This window comes from Rahnella victoriana, assembly GCF_021276285.1.
GTDB lineage: Bacteria > Pseudomonadota > Gammaproteobacteria > Enterobacterales > Enterobacteriaceae > Rahnella > Rahnella victoriana.
Window position 1 is genome coordinate 3,253,056 of the sequence record NZ_CP089919.1, and the last position, 22,778, is coordinate 3,275,833.

Genomic DNA, 22,778 nt, shown 5'->3' on the forward strand with positions numbered 1-22,778 from the left:
GACCAGATGGAAATCGGATCCAAGGCTACTTTACCTCTCCGGGCTTCGCAATACGTTGGCGTCCGCATCCACCGGCTTCGCGGGTTTTTTCAGCACTTTTCAGCGAATTACTTTTGAATCTGCGCCACGCGCTGCAATTTGAGTGAAAAAAAGACCAATGCACAAGGCATTGGTCCCGATCAGTGTCTGACTGTTTTTCCGGCGATTATCAGAAAGACGTGCGCTTATAGCTGCGGTATTGCGGTGCCCAGAAGTTGTGCTCAATCGCTTTCGACAGCGAGTCTTCTGATGTCACCATGGCGACGCCCTGCAACTGCGCGGCTTTACCGACGGCCATCGCGATGCATTTGGACACGCCCTGAATGTCGTCCACATCCGGTAACAATGAACCTTTACCTTCCGTCGCCAGCGGGGAACATTCTGCCAGCGTCCGGCTCGCGGCCATCAGCATACCGTCGGTCACGCGTGTCGCACCGGAGGCAATCACCCCCAGCCCGATACCCGGGAAGATGAAGGAGTTATTGCACTGTGCGATAGGGTACAGCGTGCCTTTGTGGCTGACCGGTGCAAACGGGCTGCCGGTGGCCACCAGCGCCGCGCCATCCGTCCAGTTAAGGATATCGGCAGGTGTCGCTTCCACGCGGGATGTCGGGTTGCTCAGCGGCATCACCACCGGACGCGCACAGTGTTTGTGCATCTCGCGGATGATTTCTTCGGTGAACAGGCCCGGCTGGCCGGAAACACCGATCAGCACGGTCGGTTTGGCGTTACGCACCACATCCAGCAGGGAAACGCTGTCGCTTTCCATTCCCCAGCTTGCCAGTGCGCTGCTTTTCTGCACCAGTTTGCTCTGGAAATCCAGCAGGTTAGGCAGTTTGTCGGTCAGCAGACCAAAACGATCCACCATAAAGACTTTGGCGCGGGCTTCTTCTTCGCTCAGACCTTCAGACTTCATCTGCGCCACGATCTGTTCGGCGATACCACAACCGGCAGAACCCGCACCGAGGAAGGCGACGGTCTGATCACTCAGCTTGCCACCGGCGGCTTTGCTGGCGGCAATCAGGCTGCCCAGCGCCACGGACGCGGTGCCCTGAATATCATCGTTAAAGCAGCACAGCTCATCACGGTAACGTTCGAGGATCGGCATGGCGTTCTTCTGGGCGAAATCTTCAAACTGCAACAGCACGTTCGGCCAGCGGATTTTCACTGCCTGAATAAACTGATCGACGAAGGCTTCGTATTCTTCGCCGGTGATGCGCGGATGACGCCAGCCCATGTACAGCGGGTCATTCAGCAATTGCGGATTGTTGGTACCGGCATCCAGCACCACCGGCAGGGTATACGCCGGGCTGATGCCGCCACAGGCGGTATACAGCGAAAGTTTACCAATCGGGATCCCCATGCCGCCGATGCCCTGATCGCCCAGGCCGAGGATGCGTTCGCCGTCGGTCACCACCACCACTTTGACGTGTTGTTTGGTGGCGTTTTGCAGCATGTCATCGATATGAGCGCGGTTCGGGTAGGAGATAAACAGGCCACGGGCGCGGCGATAAATATCAGAAAAGTGTTCACAGGCTTCGCCGACGGTCGGCGTATAAATCACCGGCATCATTTCGCTGAGATGGCTGTCCAGCAGACGGTAAAACAGCGTTTCGTTGGTATCCTGAATGTTTCTCAGATAGACGTGTTTATCGATGTCGTTTTTGAAATTTTGAAACTGGCGGTAGGCGCGGTCGGCCTGCTCTTCAATGGTTTCCACCGCTTCCGGCAGTAAACCGTGAAGGTTAAAGTTGCTGCGCTCTTCTTCAGTAAAAGCACTGCCTTTGTTCAGTAACGGAAACTCTAACAGAATCGGACCAGCATGCGGGATGTACAGGGGACGTTTACTTTCGTATTCAAGTTCCATCGTTTTACTCTTCCGGTTTTCAGAATGTGTTTTTTATATTTCGGCGCGTTGAAGGGTAACAGAGAGGAAATAAGGATTTCAAATGACAAACGTAATGACAATGTTATGTAACTAAAGACTCCGGAAACGAAGTCTTTAGTGTTAACCCGCTCACGTTTTCAGCAGGTCAGCGTGGTGATATCTTCACAGCCCAGCGCGTTTAAGGTGGCGCGTGTGGCATCGTTTTGGGTGATCAGCGCATCCGTTTGCTCGACCAGCACGGCGCGGCGAACGTTCAGGCAATCTTCCCCGGACATGTTCAGCAGAATTAACGCTGCCTGGAGCGGAGGCAGGCTCGGGTTAAACGCCGCGTTTTCCGCGTAACGGCCAGCAAACTGTTTGCCGTTGGATGTTTCCAGCGCCACACCGCTGTGAGATTTGCTGTAAGGCGCATGGCTCTGGTTGCAGGCATCCAGCGCCAGCAGGGCCAGCGGGTCCGCGTTTGCCAGTGTGTAGCCGTGGTCTACTTTGTCCATCAGCAGGGTGGTGATGTCCAGATCCTTCGGGCCGAAGGAGTGGGGCAGGTAATCGCCCAGCGTAGCCACGTCACGATCGGGCAGATGGATATCCAGCGCGGTGCCGCTGGTCAGTTCATTCATAAACTGACGGCAGTGACCGCACGGGGTGTAATTCACGGTGATGGAAGCCAGACGGATTTCCCCGCGCAGCCAGGCGTGAGTCACGGCGGACTGTTCGGCATGAACGGTTTGCTGCATCGGCGCACCGGCGAATTCCATATTGGCACCGAAATACAGGTTGCCGGAAATTCCGCGGGCTACTGCACCGACGTTGAAATGAGAAATAGGCGTAACGGAACAGGCTGCAGCCAGAGGCAACAGGGCAAATGCCAGCGCGTCATCGTCCAGCCCGGTCGCCTGTTTTACCTGCGCAACGTCAGCCGCGGTGAGCATTGCCGGGAAGTCATCATGACGCAGAAACGGCTCAAGCGCGGAGGATAAATTTTCAGGGAGTGCCGCAAAGGCGGTGTGAAAACGTGCGTGCATAAACATTCGATCTCGCAGTGATTACGGTTGAACAGTGTAAAAGTCATTACATGAACGTAGTGTGACGAATGTCACTTTTTCGATGTAATAAGTTCTGCTTCGTTGCATATTTGGGAGATGTCACGCATAAACGCCGCCTTTTCAGAAGGCTGTCAAAAAAGGATGACGGGGAATCAGTGAGCCGGGAACCACTTGTCATTGATCTTCTGAAACTCGCCGTTGGCTTTGATCCCTTCCAGTGCCGCATTCAGCCTGGACAGCAGTGCCGTATTATCAGGACGTACTGCCATGCCGACGCCGGTACCAAAGTATTGCGGATCTTTAATCACTTCGCCCACTTCACCGAGATTCGGGTTGGATTTCAGCCAGCCATTCAGCACGGCGGTGTCACCTAACAGCCCGTCCAGACGACCACTTTTCAGATCCAGAATCGCGTTCTGGTAGCTGTCGTAGCCGACGGTGGTGATTTCAGGATGCTTTTCCATCAGGTATTTCTGATGCGTGGTGCCGTTTTCCAGACCAACACGTTTCCCTTTCAGATCCGCAACCGACGAGAATTTGCCTTTCGGCCCGATGATCATCGCGGTATTGGCGTAGTAAGGCTGGGTGAATGTCACCTGTTTGCTGCGCTCTTCGGTGATATCCATTCCGGAAATAATCACGTCGAAACGACGGAATTTCAGTGCCGGGATCAGGCCGTCAAACGGCTGGTTGGTGAAGGTACAGGTTTCCTGCATCTGCTTGCATAATGCGTTCGCCAGATCGATATCAAAACCAATAATCTGGTTATCAGCACCGATGGATTCAAACGGCGGATAAGTGGCGGAAGTGCCGAAACGGATGGTATCTGCGGCGGTGGCAGCAAACGCAGTGGCAGACAAGAGAGCGGCGAGGATAAGCTTTTTCATGCAATACATTCCTGTTTAAAAAATGACATTCCCTTCGCGATTCAGTTTACTGATTTCATTGATGTAATCGGGTAACTGGCAGGAAGTGAAACCTGTCGGTTAAGTTGCCATTAAATGAATTTGTATGCAATAAATTTGATTAAAAAATTACGAAGGTGAGTGGGGAGGTTTTTCACCGGCATAAAAAAAGGGACGATTTCTCGTCCCTTCAGTTTCGACTCTGAGAATCAGTTGCGACGTTCAAACGCCAGCGCACGACGTTCTATCAGACGCATCATCAGGGTCAGCAAGCCGTTCACGCACAGATAAACCAGACCGGCCGCGCCAAACACCATGACGTCATAGGTACGGCCATACATCAGCTGGCTGTGACCCATCACGTCCATCAACGTAATGGTGTACGCCAGCGAAGTACTTTTGAACACCAGCACCACTTCGTTGGAATACGACGACAGCGCGCGTTTAAAGGCATACGGCAGCAAAATGCGCAGGGTTTGCGGTTTCGACATGCCGAGCGCGTTACACGACTGCCACTGGCCCGACGGGATCGCGCGCACCGCACCGGTAAACAGCTGCGTGGTATAGGCCGCGCTGTTCAGTGCCAGCGCAAACATCGCGCAAAGCCACGGCTGAGACAACACTTCCCATAACCACGGAATTTCACGGATCGACGGAAACTGACCCGGACCGTAGTAAATCAGGAAGATTTGGACCAGCAACGGCGTGCCGGTAAACAGCGTGATATAACCTTTGACGATCTGGCTGGCCACCGGCACTTTCAGCGTGAGGATCACGGTGAAAATCATCGCCAGCAGCAGCGCGACAATCAGCGCCGCCACGGTCAGTGTCAGGCTGGTGTGCAATCCTTTCAGGACTTCAGGTAAATATTCCCACATCAGGAAGCACTCCGTTCAAAGCGGGTAGTACGCAGTTCGATGCGTTTAATCACGAACTGGCTGAACAGGGTGACAAGCAGATAAATAGCCGCCGCAATCACATACCAGGTAAAGGGTTCCTGCGTACGGGTGGCGATACTTTTGGTTTGCAGCATCAAATCATTCACACTGATCAGCGACACCAGCGCGGTGTCTTTCAGCAGCACCAGCCACTGATTGCTCAGACCCGGTAATGCATGACGCCACATCTGCGGCATAATCAGACGGAAGAAAATCGCCGACTTTTTCATGCCCAGCACCTGACCGGATTCCCATTGGCCTTGCGGCACGGCTTTCAGTGCGCCGCGCAAGGTCTGCGATGCGTAAGCCGAATACAGCAGGGAAAGGGCGATCACACCACACACAAACGGGCTGACTTCGAAGTTCTCAATCGGCAGTTTGATCGGGATGGCGAACAGGCCGAGGTTGATGCTGAAGCCATCGGCCAGCACCATCAGCAGCTGTGACGAACCGAAATAGATGAACAGCACCACCAGAATTTCCGGCAGACCGCGCAGCACGGTGACCCACGCGGTGCCCAGCCAGCTAAGCGGCTTCCACGGCGCGGATTCCCAGACAGCGAAAATCATCGCCAGCACCAGGCCGAGGATCAGCGCACAAACGGCAAGGCCGACGGTCATCCCGGCGGCGCTTGCTAAAGGTTGGAATTCAGTCATTGATAGGCAAACTTATTGCTGGAACCATTTTGAATACAGCGTCTTGTAAGTGCCGTCAGCTTTCACTTTTGCCAGCGCATCATTCAGTTTAGTCAGCAATTCAGTGTTGTTCTGACGAACAGCAACACCCAGACCGGTACCGAAATACGTCGGGTCAGTGACTTTATCGCCGACAGCGGCCAGATTTTTGTTCTGTTTCAGCCATTCGTTCACCACGGCGGTGTCACCGAAGACCGCGTCCAGACGACCATTTTTCAGATCCAGCACGGCGTTTTGATAGCTGTCATACGGCACGGCAGTGATTTCAGGGTGCTTATCCATCAGGTATTTCTGATGGGTGGTGCCGTTCTGCATACCGACACGTTTGCCTTTCAGCGCCGCAACGTCAGTGAACTGACCGGAATGGGCGATGAAAATAGCGGAGTTGTCGTAGTACGGGTTGGTGAAAGCGACTTGCTTGAGACGTTCCGGCGTGATGTCCATACCGGAAATCACCGCGTCAAAACGACGGAATTTCAGGCTTGGGATCAGGCTGTCAAACGCCTGGTTGGTGAAGGTACAGGTGGCCTGCATCTCTTTACACATGGCGTTCGCCAGATCGACGTCGAAGCCCTGGATCTTGTTGCTGGAGTCGACAAACTCAAACGGAGGATAAGACGCTTCCATCGCGAAACGGATGGTATCAGCCGCGCTGGCTGACAAACTGACGGTGGCCAGAACCGCGGCAATTACTAATTTTTTCATCGCAAACTCCGTAGAAACATCAATCAATGTATTGATAAGAATACAGTTTAGTGGGAAAGGTAGCTGGCAAACTCTTTGGTTTGCGGCTGAGCGAAAATGGAGGCATCGCCTTGCTCAACAATGCGGCCATTTTCCATGTACACCACGCGGCTGGCGGTTTTACGCGCCACTTCCACTTCGTGGGTCACGATAACCTGTGTAATCCCGGTACCCGCCAGTTCGCGGATAATACTGACGATCTGGGCAGTGATTTCCGGGTCAAGCGCGGCGGTCGGTTCATCAAACAGCAGAACCTGAGGCTCCATCATCAGCGCACGGGCAATCGCCACACGCTGTTGCTGACCACCGGAAAGGTGTAAAGGAAAGCGATCGGCGTAATCGGTCAGGCGCAGACGGGTCAGCAGTTTCTGGGCACGTTGCATCGCGACATCTTTGGTCAGTCCCAGAACACGGATCGGGGCTTCCAGTAAGTTGTCGAGTACGGTGCGGTGCGGCCACAGGTTGTATTGCTGGAATACCATGCCGACGTTCTGACGCAGTTCGCGAACGGCTTTTTCATCCGGCTTGCGGGTGAAATCGAAGGTGTTACCGGCGATATGCAATGTGCCTGAACGCGGCATTTCCAGCAGGTTCAGAACACGTAACAGGGAGCTTTTGCCTGCACCACTTGGCCCGAGTAAAACCAAAGTTTCACCGGCAGGGCAGTCGAGCTGGATGTCAAAAAGCGCCTGATGCACGCCGTAGAAGCAGTTGATGCTATTAAGTTGAATACTCATGCGCAAATAGTGAATAGCCATTGATGCCGCAGATGGTAACTTCCACAGCATAGTTATGCAACGATCGCGGCTTAAAAATTATGTGTTGCCGCAGGAATGCCAAAGTGTAGCACAACATATTGTTAACTAACTGTGACGGGGGTGTTGGTCAATGGCGTTATTCATCATTGACCAACATTTTCGTGTGGGGTTTTTAGAAAGCTGAACGGGTTACTGGTTTTCTAAAACCTGACGCAGCGTGCCGCTGGAAGCGAAATCGAGGTTGGCCATATACCGCACGTCATCGACCGTCCAGCATGTGCCTTCCCGCACCATCAGCACTTCATCTTTCCAGCGGGTTGACGCGCCTTGGTCTTTCTCATGCGTGAAGGTCACGCGCAGAGGAATGTTGCGGGCGTCGGTATTTGGAATGGTGGAGGCGTCGTCAACGGAGGCGGACGTCGGGCCGTCAAACAGGCTGGAGAAAATGTCACCATCGCCGGAGCCGGTACCGGTTTTTTCGTTGGGTGAAGCCGCAATATCCACTTTCGGTTGTGACCGTGCTTTCAGCAGGGCGTCATATAACGCGGTGCTCAGATAAGGGCGGTACGCCGCAAGCTGGCTGGCATTCGGTATTCCGCTGCCGCCTTGTTTAATGCGCAAATCATAGAATTGCTGAGCCACGCTGTCAGGGCCGCCGTCGACACACGGCGCGGTACGGCTGCCGATATCCTTATACGCAGGTTCTACCGTGGTGCAGGCATTTAACATCAATACAAACGGGATTGCGGCGAGCAGAGTTTTCTTTTTCATCGTATTCCTTACTGAAAGATTGAACGTTTTCACCATGACTTTCTTTACCATACAGTATAAAACCGATTTGGCTTAATGCATGGCGCAGAGAAAAACAGTCACCGGCAATACCTTGATCTCTCACGCATGGTTTATGCTGTGGATGAACGCTGCGCTTCAACGTGGACGACAACTGATAAGGAATACTCATGCAAATTTCAACCACCCCGACCCTCGAAGGTTTCACCATTGCTGAATATTGTGGCGTGGTGACAGGCGAAGCGATTTTAGGCGCGAATATTTTCCGTGATTTTTTCGCGGGTGTGCGCGATATCGTCGGCGGACGTTCCGGCGCTTATGAAAAAGAGCTGCGCAAGGCGCGTGAGATTGCTTTCCGTGAGCTGGAAGAACAGGCGAAAGAACGCGGAGCCAACGCGGTTGTCGGCATCGACATCGATTACGAAACCGTGGGTAAAGACAGCAGCATGCTGATGGTCAGCGTGTCCGGCACCGCAGTGATCGTACACCGCAAATGATGTGCCGCCGTCTGTCACGCGGCGTACTGACCGCCGCCTTGCTGTTGCTGGCGGGGTGTCAGGGTGCCACCGAAAAAGCCAAAGACGCGCCGTTCCGGCTGGAAACGGCGCGGCAGGCGCAGGGCGCGGATCAGCGGATCCGTTTTCTGGTGATCCATTACACCGCCGAAGATTTCAACAACGCATTAAATACGCTTACAGATGAACACGTCAGCGCGCATTACCTCATTCCGGCGCAACCGCCTATCGAAGACGGTAAACCGGTGGCGTGGCAACTGGTGCCGGAAAATAGGCGCGCCTGGCATGCGGGTGCCAGCGGCTGGCGCGGGCGCACCAATCTCAACGACACGTCGGTCGGCATTGAGCTGGAAAACAAAGGCTACAGCAGGCATCTGCTTGGCAAAAAATTCTATCCGTTCCCGCCTGCGCAAATCGATTTGCTGGCAAATCTGAGTCAGGAGATTGTCACGCGTTATCAGATTGAACCGCGCAATGTGGTGGGACACAGTGATATCGCCCCGCAGCGCAAAGATGATCCCGGCCCGCTGTTTCCGTGGCAGGAAATGGCTGAACGCGGGATTGGGGCATGGCCGGATGCGGCGCGGGTCAATCACTCTCTGGCAGGACGCAATCCGCAGCAACCGGTCGATCAGACACAATTACTGGGGCTGCTGAAAGCCTACGGCTATCCGGTGAGTGATGACATGACGCCGGAACAGCAGCGGCGGGTGATCGCCGCGTTCCAGATGCATTTCCGTCAGAGTGATTACCGCGGTCATGCGGATGCCCAGACGCAGGCCATCGCGCAGGCGTTATTAGTGCAGTATCCGGATAAGAATGACTGAAATCAGCGGCTGACCCTGGCGGTCAGTCGCGTTTCGGACCGATACCGTGCAGCCCCTGAAGTTTACCGTGATCGCGCAGCCAGTCGGCGGTGCGGATAATCCCCTGATCGAGCGAAATCACCGGCACATAGCCCAGTTCTTTCTGCGCGCGCTGCGTATCGAGCGTGAGATCAAAATTCAGTTTCGCCACGCTGTAATGCGTCAGCACCGGCTCTTTATGCGAGCTTTTGCTGATACGCTCCATGCCCCGCGCCATCATATCCAGCAACGGATAAGGCACCGAGCGGATGCGGTATTTGATATCCAGATTTTCCATCAGCTGCTGCACCAGCGTACGCAGCGGGCGCGGCTGCTGATTGGTAATGTTGAAGGCGCGACCGGACTCGGTGGACTGAGAATGCGTCGCCAGCCACATCGCATGTACGGCGTTCTCGACGTACGTCATATCGACCAGTGCTTCGCCGCCGCGTGGCAACATCAGCGTGCCGCCGTATTTCAGCATCTGTAACAGGCGCGGCAGCAGCACGTTATCGTGCGGGCCGAAAATACCTTGCGGCCGCAGGATGGTGAAATGGGTTTGCGGATTGGACAGTGCCAGCGTGTTGATCACCTGCTCACCGGCGGCTTTACTGCGCGCAAACGAGTTAGCGAAACGGTGCGGACGAAAATCTTCCTGTATATCGCGGTGATGGTGGAAATCGAAATAGATGGCCGGTGAGGAGATATGCACGAAGTTTTCGACACCATAAGCTGCCGACCATTCGCCCAGACGGCGCGTGGCGCGCACGTTGGCCAGTTCAAATTCCTGTTCGCTGCCCCACGGCGACATCAGCCCCGAACAGTGCCAGACGGTGTCGATATCTGCCAGCAACGCTTTTGCCTGTGCTGAGACCAGCGTGGTGAGATCGGCGTGAATAAATTCCGCGCCCATTTTCTGCAAAAGCGATCCCATGGCGGCGTTACGGCCTGTCGCCCGGACTTTGATGCCTTTATTTCGCAGAAACTCAACGGCGTTACGTCCAGGGCCGCCACTCGCACCGGTAACCAAAACCTTCATATACAGGCCAATGCCTTCATAAATAGAGAAAAAATATTGTCAGCGTCAGAGTTCTGGCACCCCTCAGCAATAAGGGTGCCATTCTTTCGTGAAATTGTGCGGGTTGCAATGGGAAAGGGGGAAAGCTGTGTCCGAAAGCGGATTAAATGACCCTTTCTAGCGTCCGCAACGGTCTTTCTGCCGGGCAAGGCTGGCGATGCGTTTTGCCATGCCACGAAAAATAAACTGATGAGCGGGCATCATACTGAACCAGTACAGCAGCCCGCTGAACCCGGCGGGATGCCACCACGCGCGCACATCCAGACTGCGGCTCTCGCCATGATCGGTAATAGTGAACGTTAAGCGCCCCAGCCCCGGCGCTTTCATGCCGAATAACAGCGCCAGTTCTCGCTGCGGTTTCAGCCCGATGACTTTCCAGCCATCGATTTTATCGCCGGGTTTCAGAAAGTCGCGATCAGGACGGCCGTATTTTACGCCGCCGCCAAGTAAATCATCGATGCGCGCCCGCGTTTTCCATAAGCCGTTGGCATAGAAATACCCCTCCGCGCCGCCCAGCTGCTGAATGACTTTCCAGAGTGAGGCTTTGGTGGCTGAGGTTTCCAGCGTAAAACCGGCCTGTTTCGGGTAATAACCGTAGCCGGGGCGCCAGCGTGCGCGGGCATCCGCATCGTAGCCCCAGTCCGGTGAATCCATAATTTGCTGCTGTTCTTTTTCCAGTGTTGTGCGGATCGCCTGATCAACAGGGATCAGGATCTGCGGGATCAGCCTTTGCAGTTTCTCACTGTCAGCCGGTAAATCGTGATTCAGCCCCTGAATCAGCGCCTTCGCCAGCGACGTCGGTACGGAGGTGATCAGGCTGAGGAAATACACCGACACAAAGGAGGTCGGCAGGGGAACCGGGATCAGCCAGCGGCGTTTGCCGCTCATGGCGATAAAGCGTTCAAACAGGGTCTGATAGCTGATGTACTCCGGTCCTGCGGCCTCCAGGATCTGATTTTCGCTGGCAGGCAGTGTCACCAGCCCCTGCAAATAATTCAGCAGGTTTTCCAGCGCAATGGGGGAGGACTTTGAGCGAACCCAGCGCGGCGGCGTCAGCACCGGCAGGTTATAGACCATGTCACGCATCACTTCGAACGCGGCGGAACCCGCGCCAATCACAATGCCGGTGCGCAGTTCTGTCACCGGGATGGCGCTCATGCGCAGCAAATCGCCGGTCAGTTTTCTCGCCTGCAAATGCGGCGAATGGTTATCTTCCGGCTGCATCGAGCCGAGATACACAATGTGCTTAATGGAGGACTCTTTTAGCGCCAGCAGGGTGTGTTGCGCGGCCTGCCGTTCCTTTTCCAGCAAGTCATCATCTTCGGCCATCGCGTGAACCAGATACACCAGCACATCCGCGCCTTCAAAGGCGGCAGCCAGCGTTTTACTCTGATACACATCGGCGAAACAGCAGCGGACGTTCGGCCATTTTTGTTGCTGTAACCATTCGATCCGGCGTGCGGCGGCTGTCACCTGAAAGCCTTGCTGGCTGAGATGCGCGGTAAGATGTTGTCCGATATATCCGCTGGCGCCGAGAACGACGATCCGGCCAGTGTGTGTCGTGATTGGCATTTCCATTTGCTCGGTCAGTGTGAGGGAGATAAAGCAGAAAATACGGCGATAGCCCGCAGGTTATCGCCGTGAACCGGACGGTCTGTCAGGCGTGCTGGTGCAGGAATTCCTGCCACAGCGCCACGACTTTTTGCAGGTCTTCGCGGCTGATATTGATGTGCGTCAGCACACGGGTCAGGGGACCGGCGCTGATGATCACTCCGCGCTCCAGCATCCACGGCCCCATTTTAGCCGCCAGCTCTGCGCTCTGTTTGATGTACAGCACGTTGGTCTGAGCACCCGGCGCGGCAATTTCGACGCCGATCTTGCTCAGTTCTTCCGCCAGCCACTGCGCATTGTCGTGGTCATCTTTCAGACGTGCCACGTTGTTTTCCAGCGCGTAAATCGCCGCTGCGGCCAGAATACCGGACTGGCGCATACCGCCGCCGGTCATTTTGCGCCAGCGGTTCGCGCGCTGGATGTACTCTTTGCTGCCGACCAGCAGGGAGCCAATCGGCGCGCCCAGACCTTTCGACAGGCAGATCGTCAGCGTGTCGCAATACTGCGTGATCTCGCGCAGGTCCACGTTCAGCGCCACGGCCGCATTCATGATGCGGGCACCGTCGATATGCAGCGCAAGCCCTTTTTCGCGGGTGAAGGCAAACGCCTTTTGCAGATATTCCAGCGGCAGCACCTTGCCGCTGTGGGTATTTTCAAGACTCAGCAGGCGGGTACGGGCGAAGTGAATGTCATCCGGTTTGATGGCAGCGGCGACTTTATCCAGCGGAATCGAACCGTCAGCGTCCATATCCAGCGGCTGCGGCTGAATGCTGCCGAGGACCGCCGCACCGCCTGCTTCGTACATATAATTGTGGGCTTTCTGGCCGACAATATATTCTTCGCCACGCTGGCAGTGCGTCAGCAACGCCACCAGGTTGGCCTGTGTGCCGGTCGGTAAAAACAGCGCTGCTTCTTTACCGCACAGCTTTGCGGCCATGTCCTGCAAAGCATTTACCGTTGGGTCATCGCCGTAGACATCATCGCCGACTTCAGCGCGGGCCATGGCCTGACGCATCGCTTCACTGGGGCGGGTTACGGTATCACTGCGTAAGTCGATCAACGTGGCTTCCTCTTCTCGGGTTGTAGTTGTGAATGCATGATTAGACAGAATTACCCGCCTAATCATGCACTATAGCCCTGTCAGGGTTATCGCAGCCAGTTGGTTTTTGCCAGTTCAACCACTTCGTCGCCACGACCGCTGATCACTGCGCGCAGCATGTACAGGCTGAAGCCTTTGGCTTGCTCGAATTTGATCTGCGGCGGCATCGCCAGTTCTTCGGTGGCGGTGATCGCATCGATCAGCACCGGACCTTCGTAGGCGAAGGCATCCTGAAGGGCGGTGTCAATATCCGAGGCTTTTTCAACGCGGATGCCTTTGATGCCTGCGGCTTCAGCAATGGCGGCGAAATCCGGGTTTTTCAACTCGGTACCGTCCGTGAGATAGCCGCCGGATTTCATTTCCATCGCCACAAATCCCAGCACACTGTTGTTGAAAATGATGATTTTCACCGGCAGCTTTTGCTGCGCCAGCGTCAGGAAATCCCCCATCAGCATGGCGAATCCGCCGTCACCGCACAAGGCGACCACCTGCCGCGTGCGGTCAATGGCTTGCGCGCCAATCGCCTGCGGCATGGCATTCGCCATTGAGCCGTGGTTAAACGAGCCGAGCAGACGGCGCTGACCGTTCATTTGCAGATAACGGCAGGCCCAGACGGTCGGCGTGCCGACGTCGCAGGTGAAAATCGCATCGGCGGCGGCAAAGCGGCTGATCTGCTGCGCCAGATATTGCGGATGGATCGGCTGCTTGTCGTTCGGCGTCGCCAGCCCGTCGAGATCTTTGCGCGCTTCTTCGTAATGCTTCAGCGCCTTGTCGAGGAACTTGCGTTCGTTTTTCACCTGCAATTGCGGCAGAAGGGCGGTCAGGGTGGATTTGATGTCGCCGACCAGCGCCATATCCACATGGCAATGCGCGCCGATGCTGCCCGGATTAATGTCGATCTGAATGATTTTGGCATCGGTCGGATAGAAGGCGCGATACGGGAATTGCGTACCGAGCAGGATCAGGGTGTCGGCATTGAGCATGGCGTGATAGCCGGAAGAAAAACCGATCAGCCCGGTCATGCCGACGCTGTACGGATTGTCCCACTCGATATGTTCTTTCCCGCGCAGGGCATGGACGACCGGCGCTTTCAGGGTTTCAGCCAGCTTAATCACTTCGTCATGCGCGCCCGCGCAGCCGCTGCCACACATCATCGTGATATTGGTCGCGCCGTTCAGCAGTTCGGCCAGCTTCGCCAGTTCCGTGGGCTGTGGGGTGACTTTCGGCAGCACCGGCGGATACCAGCTGACTTTGGCGTCTTCCGGCGCTGGCCTGAGCGCCACATCGCCCGGCAGCACAATTACCGACACGCCACGGTTGAGAATAGCTTTGCGCATGGCGATCGCCAGCACCTGCGGCAGTTGCTCGGGATTGCTGATCAGTTCGCAGTAATGACTGCATTCGCGGAATAATTCGGTCGGATGGGTTTCCTGAAAATAACCGCTGCCGATTTCACTCGACGGAATATGGGCGGCAATCGCCACAACCGGCACGTGATTGCGATGGCAATCGAACAGGCCGTTAATCAGATGCAGGTTGCCGGGACCACAGGAACCGGCGCAGACCGCCAGCTCACCGGTGATTTGCGCTTCGGCACCGGCGGCAAACGCAGCCACTTCTTCATGGCGCGTACCCAGCCATTCGATGGTGCCCATGCGGTTCAGGCTGTCGCTCAGCCCGTTCAGGGAGTCGCCGGTGACGCCCCAGATCCTTTTTACGCCTGCTGCCTCGAGAGTTTTCGCCAGATATGCTGCTACGCTTTGTTGTTTCATTACTGAATCCCTCCACTGATGCTGAAAAATAACTGCGTTAAGCATAGTCCACTGATTACATCCTTGAATGTTCAGCCTTAAACCATACAAAAATACGCGAGTGAGGGAGGTGAAGATTTGTAAATCTGCCCGCGCAGACTGTAAAAAGTCGTGTGCGGGCAGGGCGTTAAGGCGGGGATCAGGCGAGGGTGACGTTGCCCTGAAGCTGACAGCTACAGGCCAGCACATAACCCTGAGCGACCTCTTCGTCGGTCAGCGTCATGCGGCTGGTGGTCTGATAATCACCGGAAAGTATCCGGGTTTTACAACTGCCGCAGACGCCCGCACGACAGGCCGCGGTGACCGGTAGCTTGTGCTGCTCCATGGCGGCCAGCAGGGTCGAACCGACCGGCACGCGGTAATGCTGTAACGGTGTCAGGCGGGTCAGCGTCAGTTGCTGATCAGCAGACACTTCCGCCTCCGCTGCCTGAAACTGTTCTTTGACGATATTCTCCTGCACCGCGCCCAGCGCCTTCGCCCAGTCTCCCGCCAGTTGCATATACGGCGCCGGGCCGCAAATCATTACCCGGCGTTGACGCATATCCGGCACCTGACTTTGCAGTAAATCCTGGCTCAGACGCCCGGCGATGTGCCCCGGCGCGGCATCCTTTTCCGCCAGAATGGTCAGGTTCAGTTGCGGATATTGGGCCGCCAGTTGCTGCCATTCATCGGCAAAAATGATGTCCTGCGGGCTGCGCACACTGTAAAACACCTGCACACTTTGCGCCGGATGATGTGCCAGCACATCCCGCGTGATCGACATCACCGGCGTCACACCACAGCCTGCCGCCAGCAATAACAGCGGCTGTGCGGTGTCGCAGGTGAATTCCCCTTGTGCATCACTCAGCCAGACATAATCACCGGGTTTCACCTGCTCCGTCAGCCAGGATGAACCTGCGCCACCGTCGATGCGGCGCACCGTCAGCTGAATAAACCGGCTTTTTCCCGGCGTGGAGGAGAGCGTATACGCGCGCTGCACATCGCCACTCTGACCGATATTGACCAGCGCAAACTGTCCGGGACGATACGGATACACATCGTGAGTCATCAGCGACAGCGTGCGTACATCCGGTGTTTCCTGCGTAACGGAACTGACCTGCATGCGGTTCTGGCATAACGCGGTCGGCTGATCGGGAAATAAAGGAAATTTCATCTCAGCTTACTCCGGCAGCATGGTTTTCAGATCCTGCTCCACCGAGGTGATTGCGCGCAGGCCAAATTTTTCATTCAGGATCGCCAGCAGGTTATCGGTGAGGAAGGCTGGCGCCGTCGGGCCGGTGGCGATGTTTTTCACGCCGAGCGACAGCAGGGTCAGCAGGATCACAATGGCTTTCTGTTCAAACCACGACAGCACCAGACTCAGCGGCAAATCATTCACGCCGCAGCCTAATTTCTCAGCCAGAGTCACAGCAAGAATAATGGCGGAATAAGCGTCGTTACACTGACCGACGTCCAGCAGGCGCGGTAACCCTTCAAGCGTACCGAAATCCAGTTTGTTGAAACGGTATTTACCGCAGGCCAGCGTCATGATCAGACAATCCTGCGGCACGCTGAGGGCCAGATCGGTGAAGTAGCTGCGTTCGCCACGGCTGCCGTCACAGCCGCCGATCAGGAAGATATGACGCAGTTTTTTGGCAGCGACCAGATCAATCACGGTGTCTGCCGCGCTGAGTAAGGTCTGACGGCCAAATCCGACGGTAATTTCCTGCTCAATCTCGCTGTAACGGAAGCCCGGAAGCTGCAACGCCTGGGCGATGACCGGCGCAAAATCTTCGCCTTCCAGATGCTGTACGCCCGGCCAGCCGACGATGCTGCGTGTCCAGATGCGGTCGCCATAATTGCCGACGTTCGGATCAATAATGCAGTTCGATGTCATGACCACCGGACCGGGGAATCGGGCGAATTCCACCTGCTGATTCTGCCAGCCGCTGCCGTAGTTACCGGCCAGATGCGGAAATTTCTTCAGCTCAGGGTAACCGTGCGCAGGCAGCATTTCGCCGTGGGTGTAGATGTTGATGCCGGTACCGGCGGTTTGCTCAAGCAGCATCTGCAAATCTTTCAGGTCGTGACCGGAGATCAGGATCGCTTTGCCTGCCAGCGGACGGACATTCACCGCCGTCGGTTGCGGGTGCCCGTAGGCGTCGGTTTCGCCTTTATCCAGGATCGCCATCACGCCAAAGTTCATTTTGCCGATCGCCATCGCGTTGCTGAGCAGTTCGCCCATGTCCGACGGCTGCGTGCCCAGCCAGGCCATCAGGCGGTGGTATTCGGCATAAATGGCGGTGTCAGACTGGCCCAGCACATGGGCGTGTTCCATATAGGCCGCCGCCCCTTTCAGGCCGTACAGACAGAGCATCCGCAGACCATGAATGTCATCGCCGATCTGCGCTTTGTCACTGTTGAGGGCAAACTGCTGCGCCTGCTGTTGCAGCTCGCTGAGGTTATCGCTCACCAGTTCCAGTGCGGCCAGCGGGTGGCTGACGATGACATCAGGATCCATCAGACGGCAACGGACGGCCAGCGCCTCGCGGTGAATAATGGCCTCGCGGGCATAACCCACGATACGGTCAGAATCGAAGTTGACGTTGGTCAGGGTGGAGAAAAAGGCGCGGGGCGCGAAGCTGTCGATCCCGGCATCAGTGATGCCGTAGCCGCGGGCGGTGAGCGCCCAGGCGGATAATCCTTCCAGCACGGCCACCAGTAAGTCTTGTAAATCAGAGGTTTCTGCCGTTTTACCACACATACCCTGCGCATAAGCGCAGCCATTGCCCGCCGGGGTACGGACTGTTTGTTCACATTGCACACAAAACATGATGAGGTCCTTTTTTAAAGTTGCATTTTAAATGCTTGTTTTAATGCAAGCCTAGAACCGGCAGGAACAGAAATGAAGGAGTTTTTAAGACAAAGTGACGCGAAGTTGATTTATCGCAAGTTTTGCTGGGAGGCACCCGCTGCCGGATGGCAGCGGGAAGGGCGGTGATCAGGCGGAGAAAAAGGCCATTAACACCGGGGCGATCAGGCTGAGGATAAAGCCGTGCACCACGGCGGGCGGCACCATATCCAGCCCGCCACTGCGCTGTAAAACCGGCAGGGTGAAGTCCATCGACGTCGCGCCGCACAGACCAAGTGCCGTCGAGCGGCTGCTGCGTACCAGCGTCGGGATCAGCATGATGGCGCACAGTTCGCGCGCCAGATCGTTAAAGAAGGCGGCGCTGCCAATCACCGGCCCGAAGGAATCGGTCAGCACGATACCGGAAAGCGAATACCAGCCGTAACCGGACGCCATTGCCAGGCCGGTTTTCAGCGGCAGACCGAGCAGCACGGCAGCCAGCGCACCGCCAATCAGGGCGCTGAGCGCCACCACCACCGCCACCATCATGCCGCGACGGTTGAGGATAATCTGGCGCAGGGTCATGCTGCTGTTGCGCAGTTGCAGACCGACCAGCGCCAGCAGGAATAACAGCGCGATTTCGCTGGCCTGCGAAGCGAACGTCAGCCAGTGCCATTGGGTCAGGCCGAGTGCAAAACCGCCGACCACCACGCCACACAGTTTCAGGGATTCCAGTGCCATGTGAATACGCGACGGCAGTTTTTCTTGTTTGTATTGCGTTTTCCAGGGTTTGCGGCGTTCCAGCAGCCACAGCGCGGCGTAGTTCATCACGAAAATACACAGGAAGCAGACGGCCGCGTATTTGAATATCAGCAGTAAATTGGTGCTGAGATTGTCGAGAAAAGCCAGACTGATGCCCATAATGAACAGGATGACATACACCATCCAGCTCAGTAACTGGTTCACGAGATGCAGCAGGGAACGGCTTTTGAGCGGAATGAGATAGCCGGCAATCAGCGGCAGGAGAATAATTAACAGCCCGGAATACATGATGCAAAAGTCCCTGAAAAGTGAGATCCCATGAATGGTGCGCGGCACAGAAAATGCCGCCCGCCACGCTAACGAAAAGTTATCTGACTGTAAAGCAGCTTCGGCACGCAGAGATATCTCCGGGTGCTTGACCTGAACCGATTTTTAACGCCATGCTCGGGAAAGCTCTGAGCGCACAGGAGGCGTCTGATGTATCTGGAACATATTGATATTGTCGGTTTTCGCGGAATTAACCGCCTGTCTTTGACGCTGAACCAGCCAGCACAACGTGGGGCATCCATTACCGCTTCTGTCCATCAGGGGCAGACAGAATCCTCTCTGACCAACACCGTGTTGATCGGCGAAAACGCCTGGGGCAAATCCAGCCTGCTTGATGCCTTAACCCTGCTGCTTTCACCGGAACCCAAACTTTACTGCTTTAAAGAGGAGGATTTCTATTTCCCGGCGGGAGAAGAGGAGTCCAAATCGCAGTATCTGCATGTGGTGTTTACGTTTTGCGAGAATCAGGCAGGACATCATATGTCGCCGCGTTTTAATCCGCTCTCACCACTTTGGGTGAAATGCGCCGACAAGCTGAACCGGATTTATTACCGGCTGGAAGGGGAACTGGACGACGATGGCAGCGTGATGACGCTGCGCAGTTTCCTGTCCTCCAACGGCCAGCCTTTAAACCTGACGACCATAGATCCGCTGGCACAGGCGCTGATCCGCCTGAATCCGGTATTGCGTTTGCGCGATGCGCGCTTTATCCGCCGTCTGCGCAGTGAGACGCTGGCCCCGCGTCTGGCGGCCAATAATAAAGAACTGGCCAGACAGCTGGATGAACTGACGCGGGAGCTGGTCCACAGCCCGCAAACGCTGAAAAACAGCGAACTGCGCAGCGGGCTTTTGGCGATGCAGCAGTTGCTGGAACATTATTTTGCCGAGCAGGGGACATCGAACAGCGTGCCGTGGCAGCAAAAGCGTCATGGCCGGGCGGAGAGCCGCCGGGCATGGCGTTCGCTGGATAATATCAACCGCATGATTGCCGAACCGAACAGCCGCAGTATGCGGGTGATGCTGCTGGGCATGTTTTCCACCTTGTTACAGGCCAAAGGTTCGGTGGTGCTGCACCCGGATGCGCGGCCGCTGCTGCTTATCGAAGACCCCGAAACGCGCCTGCATCCGATCATGCTGTCGGTGGCCTGGGGATTGCTGGATCAGCTGCCTCTGCAACGCATCACCACCACGAATTCCGGTGATTTACTCTCGCTGGTGCCGGTTGAACAGATCTGCCGTCTGGTGCGTGAATCCGGCCGCGTCGCGGCTTACGCCATTGGCCCTGAAGGGCTGAGCATGGAAGACAGCCGCCGTATCGCTTTTCATATCCGCTTTAACCGCCCCTCGTCGCTGTTCGCCCGCTGCTGGCTGCTGGTGGAGGGGGAAACCGAAGTCTGGCTGCTGAACCAGCTGGCGCGTCAGTGTGGCTATCATTTTGAATCGGAAGGGATCAAGGTGATTGAGTTCGCACAATGTGGCCTGAAGCCACTGCTGCGTTTTGCCCGGCAAATGGGCATCGAATGGCATGCGCTGGTCGATGGTGATGAAGCCGGACGCAAATATGCGGCGACGGTGATTGCCAATGTGGAAAACCACGACGATACGCTGCGTTATCGCCTGACGGCATTGCCGTCGCAGGATATCGAACATTTTCTGTATCGCGACGGGTTCGAGGACGTTTACCGCAAGAACGCTGCTATACCGGACAATGTCCCGATGTCGCCGCGACGCATTATTGATAAAGCCATTCACCGCAGCTCAAAGCCGGATCTGGCCATCGACGTGGCCCTGGCCGCCTCGCTGCGCGGAACCTCGTCGATTCCGCCTTTGCTGCGGCAAATGTTTTCCCGCGTGGCATGGCTGGCACGCGGCCGGGCGGATTAAGCGGCGCGGCTGTTATCCGTCATCAGCGGATTGCCATGACCCCGGCTAAAGGTCTGGCGGATCTGCGTTTCCAGATCGTCTAACAGCTGGTAACGGCGACGGTATTCCGAGCGCCGTTTACTGGCGATTTCTTCCAGCGGGCGGTGAGCAATCTGCAACGGTAAATGGAAATAACCGTCTTCGGCCTGCTTCGCTTCCATGGTTTCCCAGAAACTGTCGTAATCGGCAAATACCATGCCTTTGCGTTTTTTGTAGCGCGGATTTTCATAAATATGCGTGTGGTTACCCACCGCCACAATCTGTTTCATGCCGGTTACGTCCGCGAGAGTCGTCAGCGCTTCAATCACCAGACGTTTGGGAAATAATCCGTGGCAGGCTTTGGTTGCGGTCTGGATTTCCTGATGATCCACATGCGCGCGGGGCCCCTGTAATGCGCCAATGAACAATGTCGGACGTCCCAGATATTCAATAAAGGAGAACGTCACGATCGCAATCGGCTCGCCCTGCGGCGTGGTAAATGTCAGGGTGGCTTCCCCTTCTTTATCCAGACGGCTGATGGCATTAAAGGTGATAGCAAAACGCTGTTCATCTTTTCCCGTCAGCGTGGCAATCGCCATCGGTTTTTTGCTCAGATAACCGTGATTAATCGCCTCCGGCAGGCAGTGGCCGATCATGTCGTAATGGTCGGTGATGCGCTTCATCGCCTGTTCCGGCGTGATATTGGCCGCCTGGTAGGTGCGGTGCAGTTTGCAGGGCAGGCTGGGCATGGCGGCGAGGATTTCGTCGCGTTGCGGGTGATGCGACAGATAATCAAGCATGCCGAACGTTCTGCGCGGATGCAGCAAAGCGCGATAAAGGAATTTGAAGCGATAACGTGGCAATGTCCATGAAGGCCCCGGCGTGATGCGGCGTGAGAGCAATGCCTTCATCAACTGAAAGCCTGAAAGCGGCGCCTTTTCTTCGGCAGGGTAGCTGAAAGTGGTCATGAAATTACCTGTTATTGTTAGCCAGATTTCTGTAGTGGCTATTTCAACAGGCGCAAAATAAACAGGCGTACAACGGCGGAAATTATGAGGAAATTGAAGGTGATTTGTTGAGATTGTGTTTAGTTTTAATTCCTTTTATATCCTGTCTTAGCAATCGGTGTTTAAAAAATGTACTTTTTTTCGTGCGAAGGGCTTGAAGCCAGCGTCATTCTCCCCCATAAATAAAAATGCCAGTCAGTGAGTGACCGGCATTTGCAGTTGAAGCGTGATGTGTTGCGTAATGCTGAACCGGTCAGGCGACCGCTTCACTTTCCACTGGAATAATGAGACTGGCATGATTCCCCTTTGGGCCTTCATGAACGTCGAAATTGACCTGCTGGCCGGCTTTTAATGTCCGGTAACCCTCCATCTGAATTGTGGAGTAGTGAGCGAAGATGTCTTCACCGCCATTTTGCGGGCAAATGAAGCCAAAGCCTTTAGCATTATTGAACCATTTAACAGTACCCGTCTGCATGCTTCTACATCCCTCTCATGACTAGTCTGGTAGTAAATAGATAAAGCCAGTTGAGTGAGCACGAAGGCCGGAACGCAGCGGATCAGCGCCTGTTCGAGCCTGTTTAAACTCCGTTCAGCTCACGAATTTACACTCTAGTGGAATAGAGTTGGACGTCAAGGAATCGGCATTTGTCCCGAGGGGGCAGATAACCAAACTTTGAAGCAGGTAACGCTATTGACATATTTTGTTAAATTTTCGTAGCGGGGCGGATGGCAGGGAGAACATTTTGTGCAGCGGCGCGGCGACGCAAGAGATGGTAAAATACGGTCATAATGATGTGAGGCTAAGCAGAAAGTGTTCACGTTGCGTATTTAGCATCCAAACGATCTTCACAGGTGACGAGCAGGCAATGGGCAATAATCAAGACTGGCTAAATTTTGAACATTTGGCGGCGGATAAGCAAAAGGATGAGGTAAAACCGCCATCTATGTATAAAGTTATATTAAACAACGACGATTACACTCCAATGGAATTTGTGATTGACGTTCTGCAAAAGTTCTTTTCTTATGATATTGAACGTGCAACGCAACTGATGCTCCAGGTGCACTATAGAGGCAAAGCGATATGCGGCGTTTATACCGCCGAAGTCGCGGAAACCAAGGTCGCACACGTAAATGAGTACGCCAAGGAGAATGAGCATCCGTTGCTGTGTACGCTGGAAAAAGCCTGATTAAG

Annotated in this window: 21 protein-coding genes; 4 read left to right on the top strand and 17 right to left on the bottom strand. The window is 55.3% G+C overall.

The window, feature by feature from the left end; genetic code table 11:
* Positions 1-208 precede the first annotated feature (208 nt).
* From J9880_RS15035 to J9880_RS15070, 8 genes are all read right to left on the bottom strand, one after another.
* Positions 209-1,906 carry an NAD-dependent malic enzyme gene (locus J9880_RS15035; RefSeq protein ID WP_095922683.1) on the bottom strand — a complete coding sequence of 566 codons (1,698 nt, stop codon included), beginning with the start codon at positions 1,904-1,906 and terminating at the stop codon, positions 209-211.
* A gap of 158 nt (positions 1,907-2,064) precedes the next feature.
* Positions 2,065-2,949 (bottom strand): cytidine deaminase, encoded by an 885-nt coding sequence (gene cdd / locus J9880_RS15040; protein ID WP_232769542.1) that lies wholly within the window; start codon positions 2,947-2,949, stop codon positions 2,065-2,067.
* Between the two features lie 173 nt (positions 2,950-3,122).
* Entirely contained in the window at positions 3,123-3,857 is a 735-nt protein-coding gene (locus J9880_RS15045; protein WP_095922682.1) for an arginine ABC transporter substrate-binding protein, read from the bottom strand.
* A gap of 227 nt (positions 3,858-4,084) precedes the next feature.
* Positions 4,085-4,753: an arginine ABC transporter permease ArtM gene (gene artM, locus J9880_RS15050; protein WP_095922681.1), complete on the bottom strand. Its 669-nt coding sequence runs from the start codon at positions 4,751-4,753 to the stop codon at positions 4,085-4,087.
* Positions 4,753-5,469, bottom strand: coding sequence for an arginine ABC transporter permease ArtQ (artQ, locus tag J9880_RS15055; protein WP_095922680.1), 717 nt, complete (start codon positions 5,467-5,469; stop codon positions 4,753-4,755). Before artQ ends, artM begins: the two co-directional genes overlap by 1 nt.
* A gap of 12 nt (positions 5,470-5,481) precedes the next feature.
* On the bottom strand, positions 5,482-6,213 hold the full coding sequence (gene artJ / locus J9880_RS15060; protein ID WP_119822205.1) for an arginine ABC transporter substrate-binding protein: 732 nt from the start codon (positions 6,211-6,213) through the stop codon (positions 5,482-5,484).
* Between the two features lie 47 nt (positions 6,214-6,260).
* Positions 6,261-6,989 (bottom strand): arginine ABC transporter ATP-binding protein ArtP, encoded by a 729-nt coding sequence (artP, locus tag J9880_RS15065; protein ID WP_095925169.1) that lies wholly within the window; start codon positions 6,987-6,989, stop codon positions 6,261-6,263.
* Between the two features lie 210 nt (positions 6,990-7,199).
* The gene (locus J9880_RS15070) at positions 7,200-7,781 is read right to left on the bottom strand and encodes a lipoprotein (protein WP_232769543.1); all 582 of its coding nucleotides are present in this window, start codon (positions 7,779-7,781) and stop codon (positions 7,200-7,202) included.
* 188 nt (positions 7,782-7,969) lie between these two features.
* Here J9880_RS15070 and J9880_RS15075 point away from each other — a divergent pair, with 188 nt between their 5' ends.
* Positions 7,970-8,296: a heavy metal-binding domain-containing protein gene (locus J9880_RS15075; RefSeq protein ID WP_013574757.1), complete on the top strand. Its 327-nt coding sequence runs from the start codon at positions 7,970-7,972 to the stop codon at positions 8,294-8,296.
* Positions 8,293-9,141, top strand: a complete 849-nt coding sequence (locus J9880_RS15080; RefSeq protein ID WP_232769544.1) for an N-acetylmuramoyl-L-alanine amidase — start codon at positions 8,293-8,295, stop codon at positions 9,139-9,141. The genes J9880_RS15075 and J9880_RS15080 overlap by 4 nt, the downstream gene beginning before the upstream one ends.
* A 22-nt stretch (positions 9,142-9,163) precedes the next feature.
* On the opposite strand, the gene J9880_RS15085 is transcribed toward J9880_RS15080, so the two are convergent.
* The 7 genes from J9880_RS15085 to J9880_RS15115 form a co-directional block, all read right to left on the bottom strand.
* Positions 9,164-10,198: an NAD-dependent epimerase/dehydratase family protein gene (locus tag J9880_RS15085; protein ID WP_232769545.1), complete on the bottom strand. Its 1,035-nt coding sequence runs from the start codon at positions 10,196-10,198 to the stop codon at positions 9,164-9,166.
* Between the two features lie 156 nt (positions 10,199-10,354).
* On the bottom strand, positions 10,355-11,809 hold the full coding sequence (locus J9880_RS15090; RefSeq protein ID WP_119822933.1) for a DUF2867 domain-containing protein: 1,455 nt from the start codon (positions 11,807-11,809) through the stop codon (positions 10,355-10,357).
* 85 nt (positions 11,810-11,894) lie between these two features.
* Positions 11,895-12,863, bottom strand: coding sequence for a low-specificity L-threonine aldolase (gene ltaE / locus J9880_RS15095; RefSeq protein WP_229921124.1), 969 nt, complete (start codon positions 12,861-12,863; stop codon positions 11,895-11,897).
* 131 nt (positions 12,864-12,994) lie between these two features.
* Entirely contained in the window at positions 12,995-14,719 is a 1,725-nt protein-coding gene (gene poxB / locus J9880_RS15100) for a ubiquinone-dependent pyruvate dehydrogenase (protein ID WP_095922673.1), read from the bottom strand.
* A gap of 178 nt (positions 14,720-14,897) precedes the next feature.
* Positions 14,898-15,911 carry an NADH oxidoreductase gene (gene hcr, locus J9880_RS15105; RefSeq protein WP_232769546.1) on the bottom strand — a complete coding sequence of 338 codons (1,014 nt, stop codon included), beginning with the start codon at positions 15,909-15,911 and terminating at the stop codon, positions 14,898-14,900.
* A 6-nt stretch (positions 15,912-15,917) separates the two neighbouring features.
* Entirely contained in the window at positions 15,918-17,570 is a 1,653-nt protein-coding gene (gene hcp, locus J9880_RS15110; protein WP_232769547.1) for a hydroxylamine reductase, read from the bottom strand.
* A 168-nt stretch (positions 17,571-17,738) separates the two neighbouring features.
* Positions 17,739-18,638, bottom strand: coding sequence for a lysine exporter LysO family protein (locus J9880_RS15115; RefSeq protein WP_095922670.1), 900 nt, complete (start codon positions 18,636-18,638; stop codon positions 17,739-17,741).
* 189 nt (positions 18,639-18,827) lie between these two features.
* Here J9880_RS15115 and J9880_RS15120 point away from each other — a divergent pair, with 189 nt between their 5' ends.
* Entirely contained in the window at positions 18,828-20,561 is a 1,734-nt protein-coding gene (locus J9880_RS15120) for an ATP-dependent nuclease (RefSeq protein WP_232769548.1), read from the top strand.
* Here the strand turns inward: J9880_RS15120 and J9880_RS15125 are convergent.
* Positions 20,558-21,547 carry a VirK/YbjX family protein gene (locus J9880_RS15125; RefSeq protein ID WP_095922668.1) on the bottom strand — a complete coding sequence of 330 codons (990 nt, stop codon included), beginning with the start codon at positions 21,545-21,547 and terminating at the stop codon, positions 20,558-20,560. The genes J9880_RS15120 and J9880_RS15125 overlap by 4 nt on opposite strands.
* A gap of 292 nt (positions 21,548-21,839) precedes the next feature.
* Positions 21,840-22,061: a cold shock-like protein CspD gene (gene cspD, locus J9880_RS15130; protein ID WP_015696601.1), complete on the bottom strand. Its 222-nt coding sequence runs from the start codon at positions 22,059-22,061 to the stop codon at positions 21,840-21,842.
* A 391-nt stretch (positions 22,062-22,452) separates the two neighbouring features.
* Between cspD and clpS the strand changes: the two genes are divergently transcribed.
* Complete coding sequence (gene clpS, locus J9880_RS15135) at positions 22,453-22,773, top strand: ATP-dependent Clp protease adapter ClpS (RefSeq protein ID WP_013574769.1); 321 nt, start codon at positions 22,453-22,455, stop codon at positions 22,771-22,773.
* Positions 22,774-22,778: the final 5 nt, after the last annotated feature.

Excerpts from the sequence above, each read along its gene's own strand:
- J9880_RS15035 (WP_095922683.1), bottom strand. The coding sequence starts at position 1,906 with ATGGAACTTGAATACGAAAGTAAACGTCCCCTGTACATCCCGCATGCT.
- cdd (WP_232769542.1), bottom strand. The coding sequence starts at position 2,949 with ATGCACGCACGTTTTCACACCGCCTTTGCGGCACTCCCTGAAAATTTA.
- J9880_RS15045 (WP_095922682.1), bottom strand. The coding sequence starts at position 3,857 with ATGAAAAAGCTTATCCTCGCCGCTCTCTTGTCTGCCACTGCGTTTGCT.
- artM (WP_095922681.1), bottom strand. The coding sequence starts at position 4,753 with ATGTGGGAATATTTACCTGAAGTCCTGAAAGGATTGCACACCAGCCTG.
- artQ (WP_095922680.1), bottom strand. The coding sequence starts at position 5,469 with ATGACTGAATTCCAACCTTTAGCAAGCGCCGCCGGGATGACCGTCGGC.
- artJ (WP_119822205.1), bottom strand. The coding sequence starts at position 6,213 with ATGAAAAAATTAGTAATTGCCGCGGTTCTGGCCACCGTCAGTTTGTCA.
- artP (WP_095925169.1), bottom strand. The coding sequence starts at position 6,989 with ATGAGTATTCAACTTAATAGCATCAACTGCTTCTACGGCGTGCATCAG.
- J9880_RS15070 (WP_232769543.1), bottom strand. The coding sequence starts at position 7,781 with ATGAAAAAGAAAACTCTGCTCGCCGCAATCCCGTTTGTATTGATGTTA.
- J9880_RS15075 (WP_013574757.1), top strand. The coding sequence starts at position 7,970 with ATGCAAATTTCAACCACCCCGACCCTCGAAGGTTTCACCATTGCTGAA.
- J9880_RS15080 (WP_232769544.1), top strand. The coding sequence starts at position 8,293 with ATGATGTGCCGCCGTCTGTCACGCGGCGTACTGACCGCCGCCTTGCTG.
- J9880_RS15085 (WP_232769545.1), bottom strand. The coding sequence starts at position 10,198 with ATGAAGGTTTTGGTTACCGGTGCGAGTGGCGGCCCTGGACGTAACGCC.
- J9880_RS15090 (WP_119822933.1), bottom strand. The coding sequence starts at position 11,809 with ATGCCAATCACGACACACACTGGCCGGATCGTCGTTCTCGGCGCCAGC.
- ltaE (WP_229921124.1), bottom strand. The coding sequence starts at position 12,863 with ATGCGTCAGGCCATGGCCCGCGCTGAAGTCGGCGATGATGTCTACGGC.
- poxB (WP_095922673.1), bottom strand. The coding sequence starts at position 14,719 with ATGAAACAACAAAGCGTAGCAGCATATCTGGCGAAAACTCTCGAGGCA.
- hcr (WP_232769546.1), bottom strand. The coding sequence starts at position 15,911 with ATGAAATTTCCTTTATTTCCCGATCAGCCGACCGCGTTATGCCAGAAC.
- hcp (WP_232769547.1), bottom strand. The coding sequence starts at position 17,570 with ATGTTTTGTGTGCAATGTGAACAAACAGTCCGTACCCCGGCGGGCAAT.
- J9880_RS15115 (WP_095922670.1), bottom strand. The coding sequence starts at position 18,638 with ATGTATTCCGGGCTGTTAATTATTCTCCTGCCGCTGATTGCCGGCTAT.
- J9880_RS15120 (WP_232769548.1), top strand. The coding sequence starts at position 18,828 with ATGTATCTGGAACATATTGATATTGTCGGTTTTCGCGGAATTAACCGC.
- J9880_RS15125 (WP_095922668.1), bottom strand. The coding sequence starts at position 21,547 with ATGACCACTTTCAGCTACCCTGCCGAAGAAAAGGCGCCGCTTTCAGGC.
- cspD (WP_015696601.1), bottom strand. The coding sequence starts at position 22,061 with ATGCAGACGGGTACTGTTAAATGGTTCAATAATGCTAAAGGCTTTGGC.
- clpS (WP_013574769.1), top strand. The coding sequence starts at position 22,453 with ATGGGCAATAATCAAGACTGGCTAAATTTTGAACATTTGGCGGCGGAT.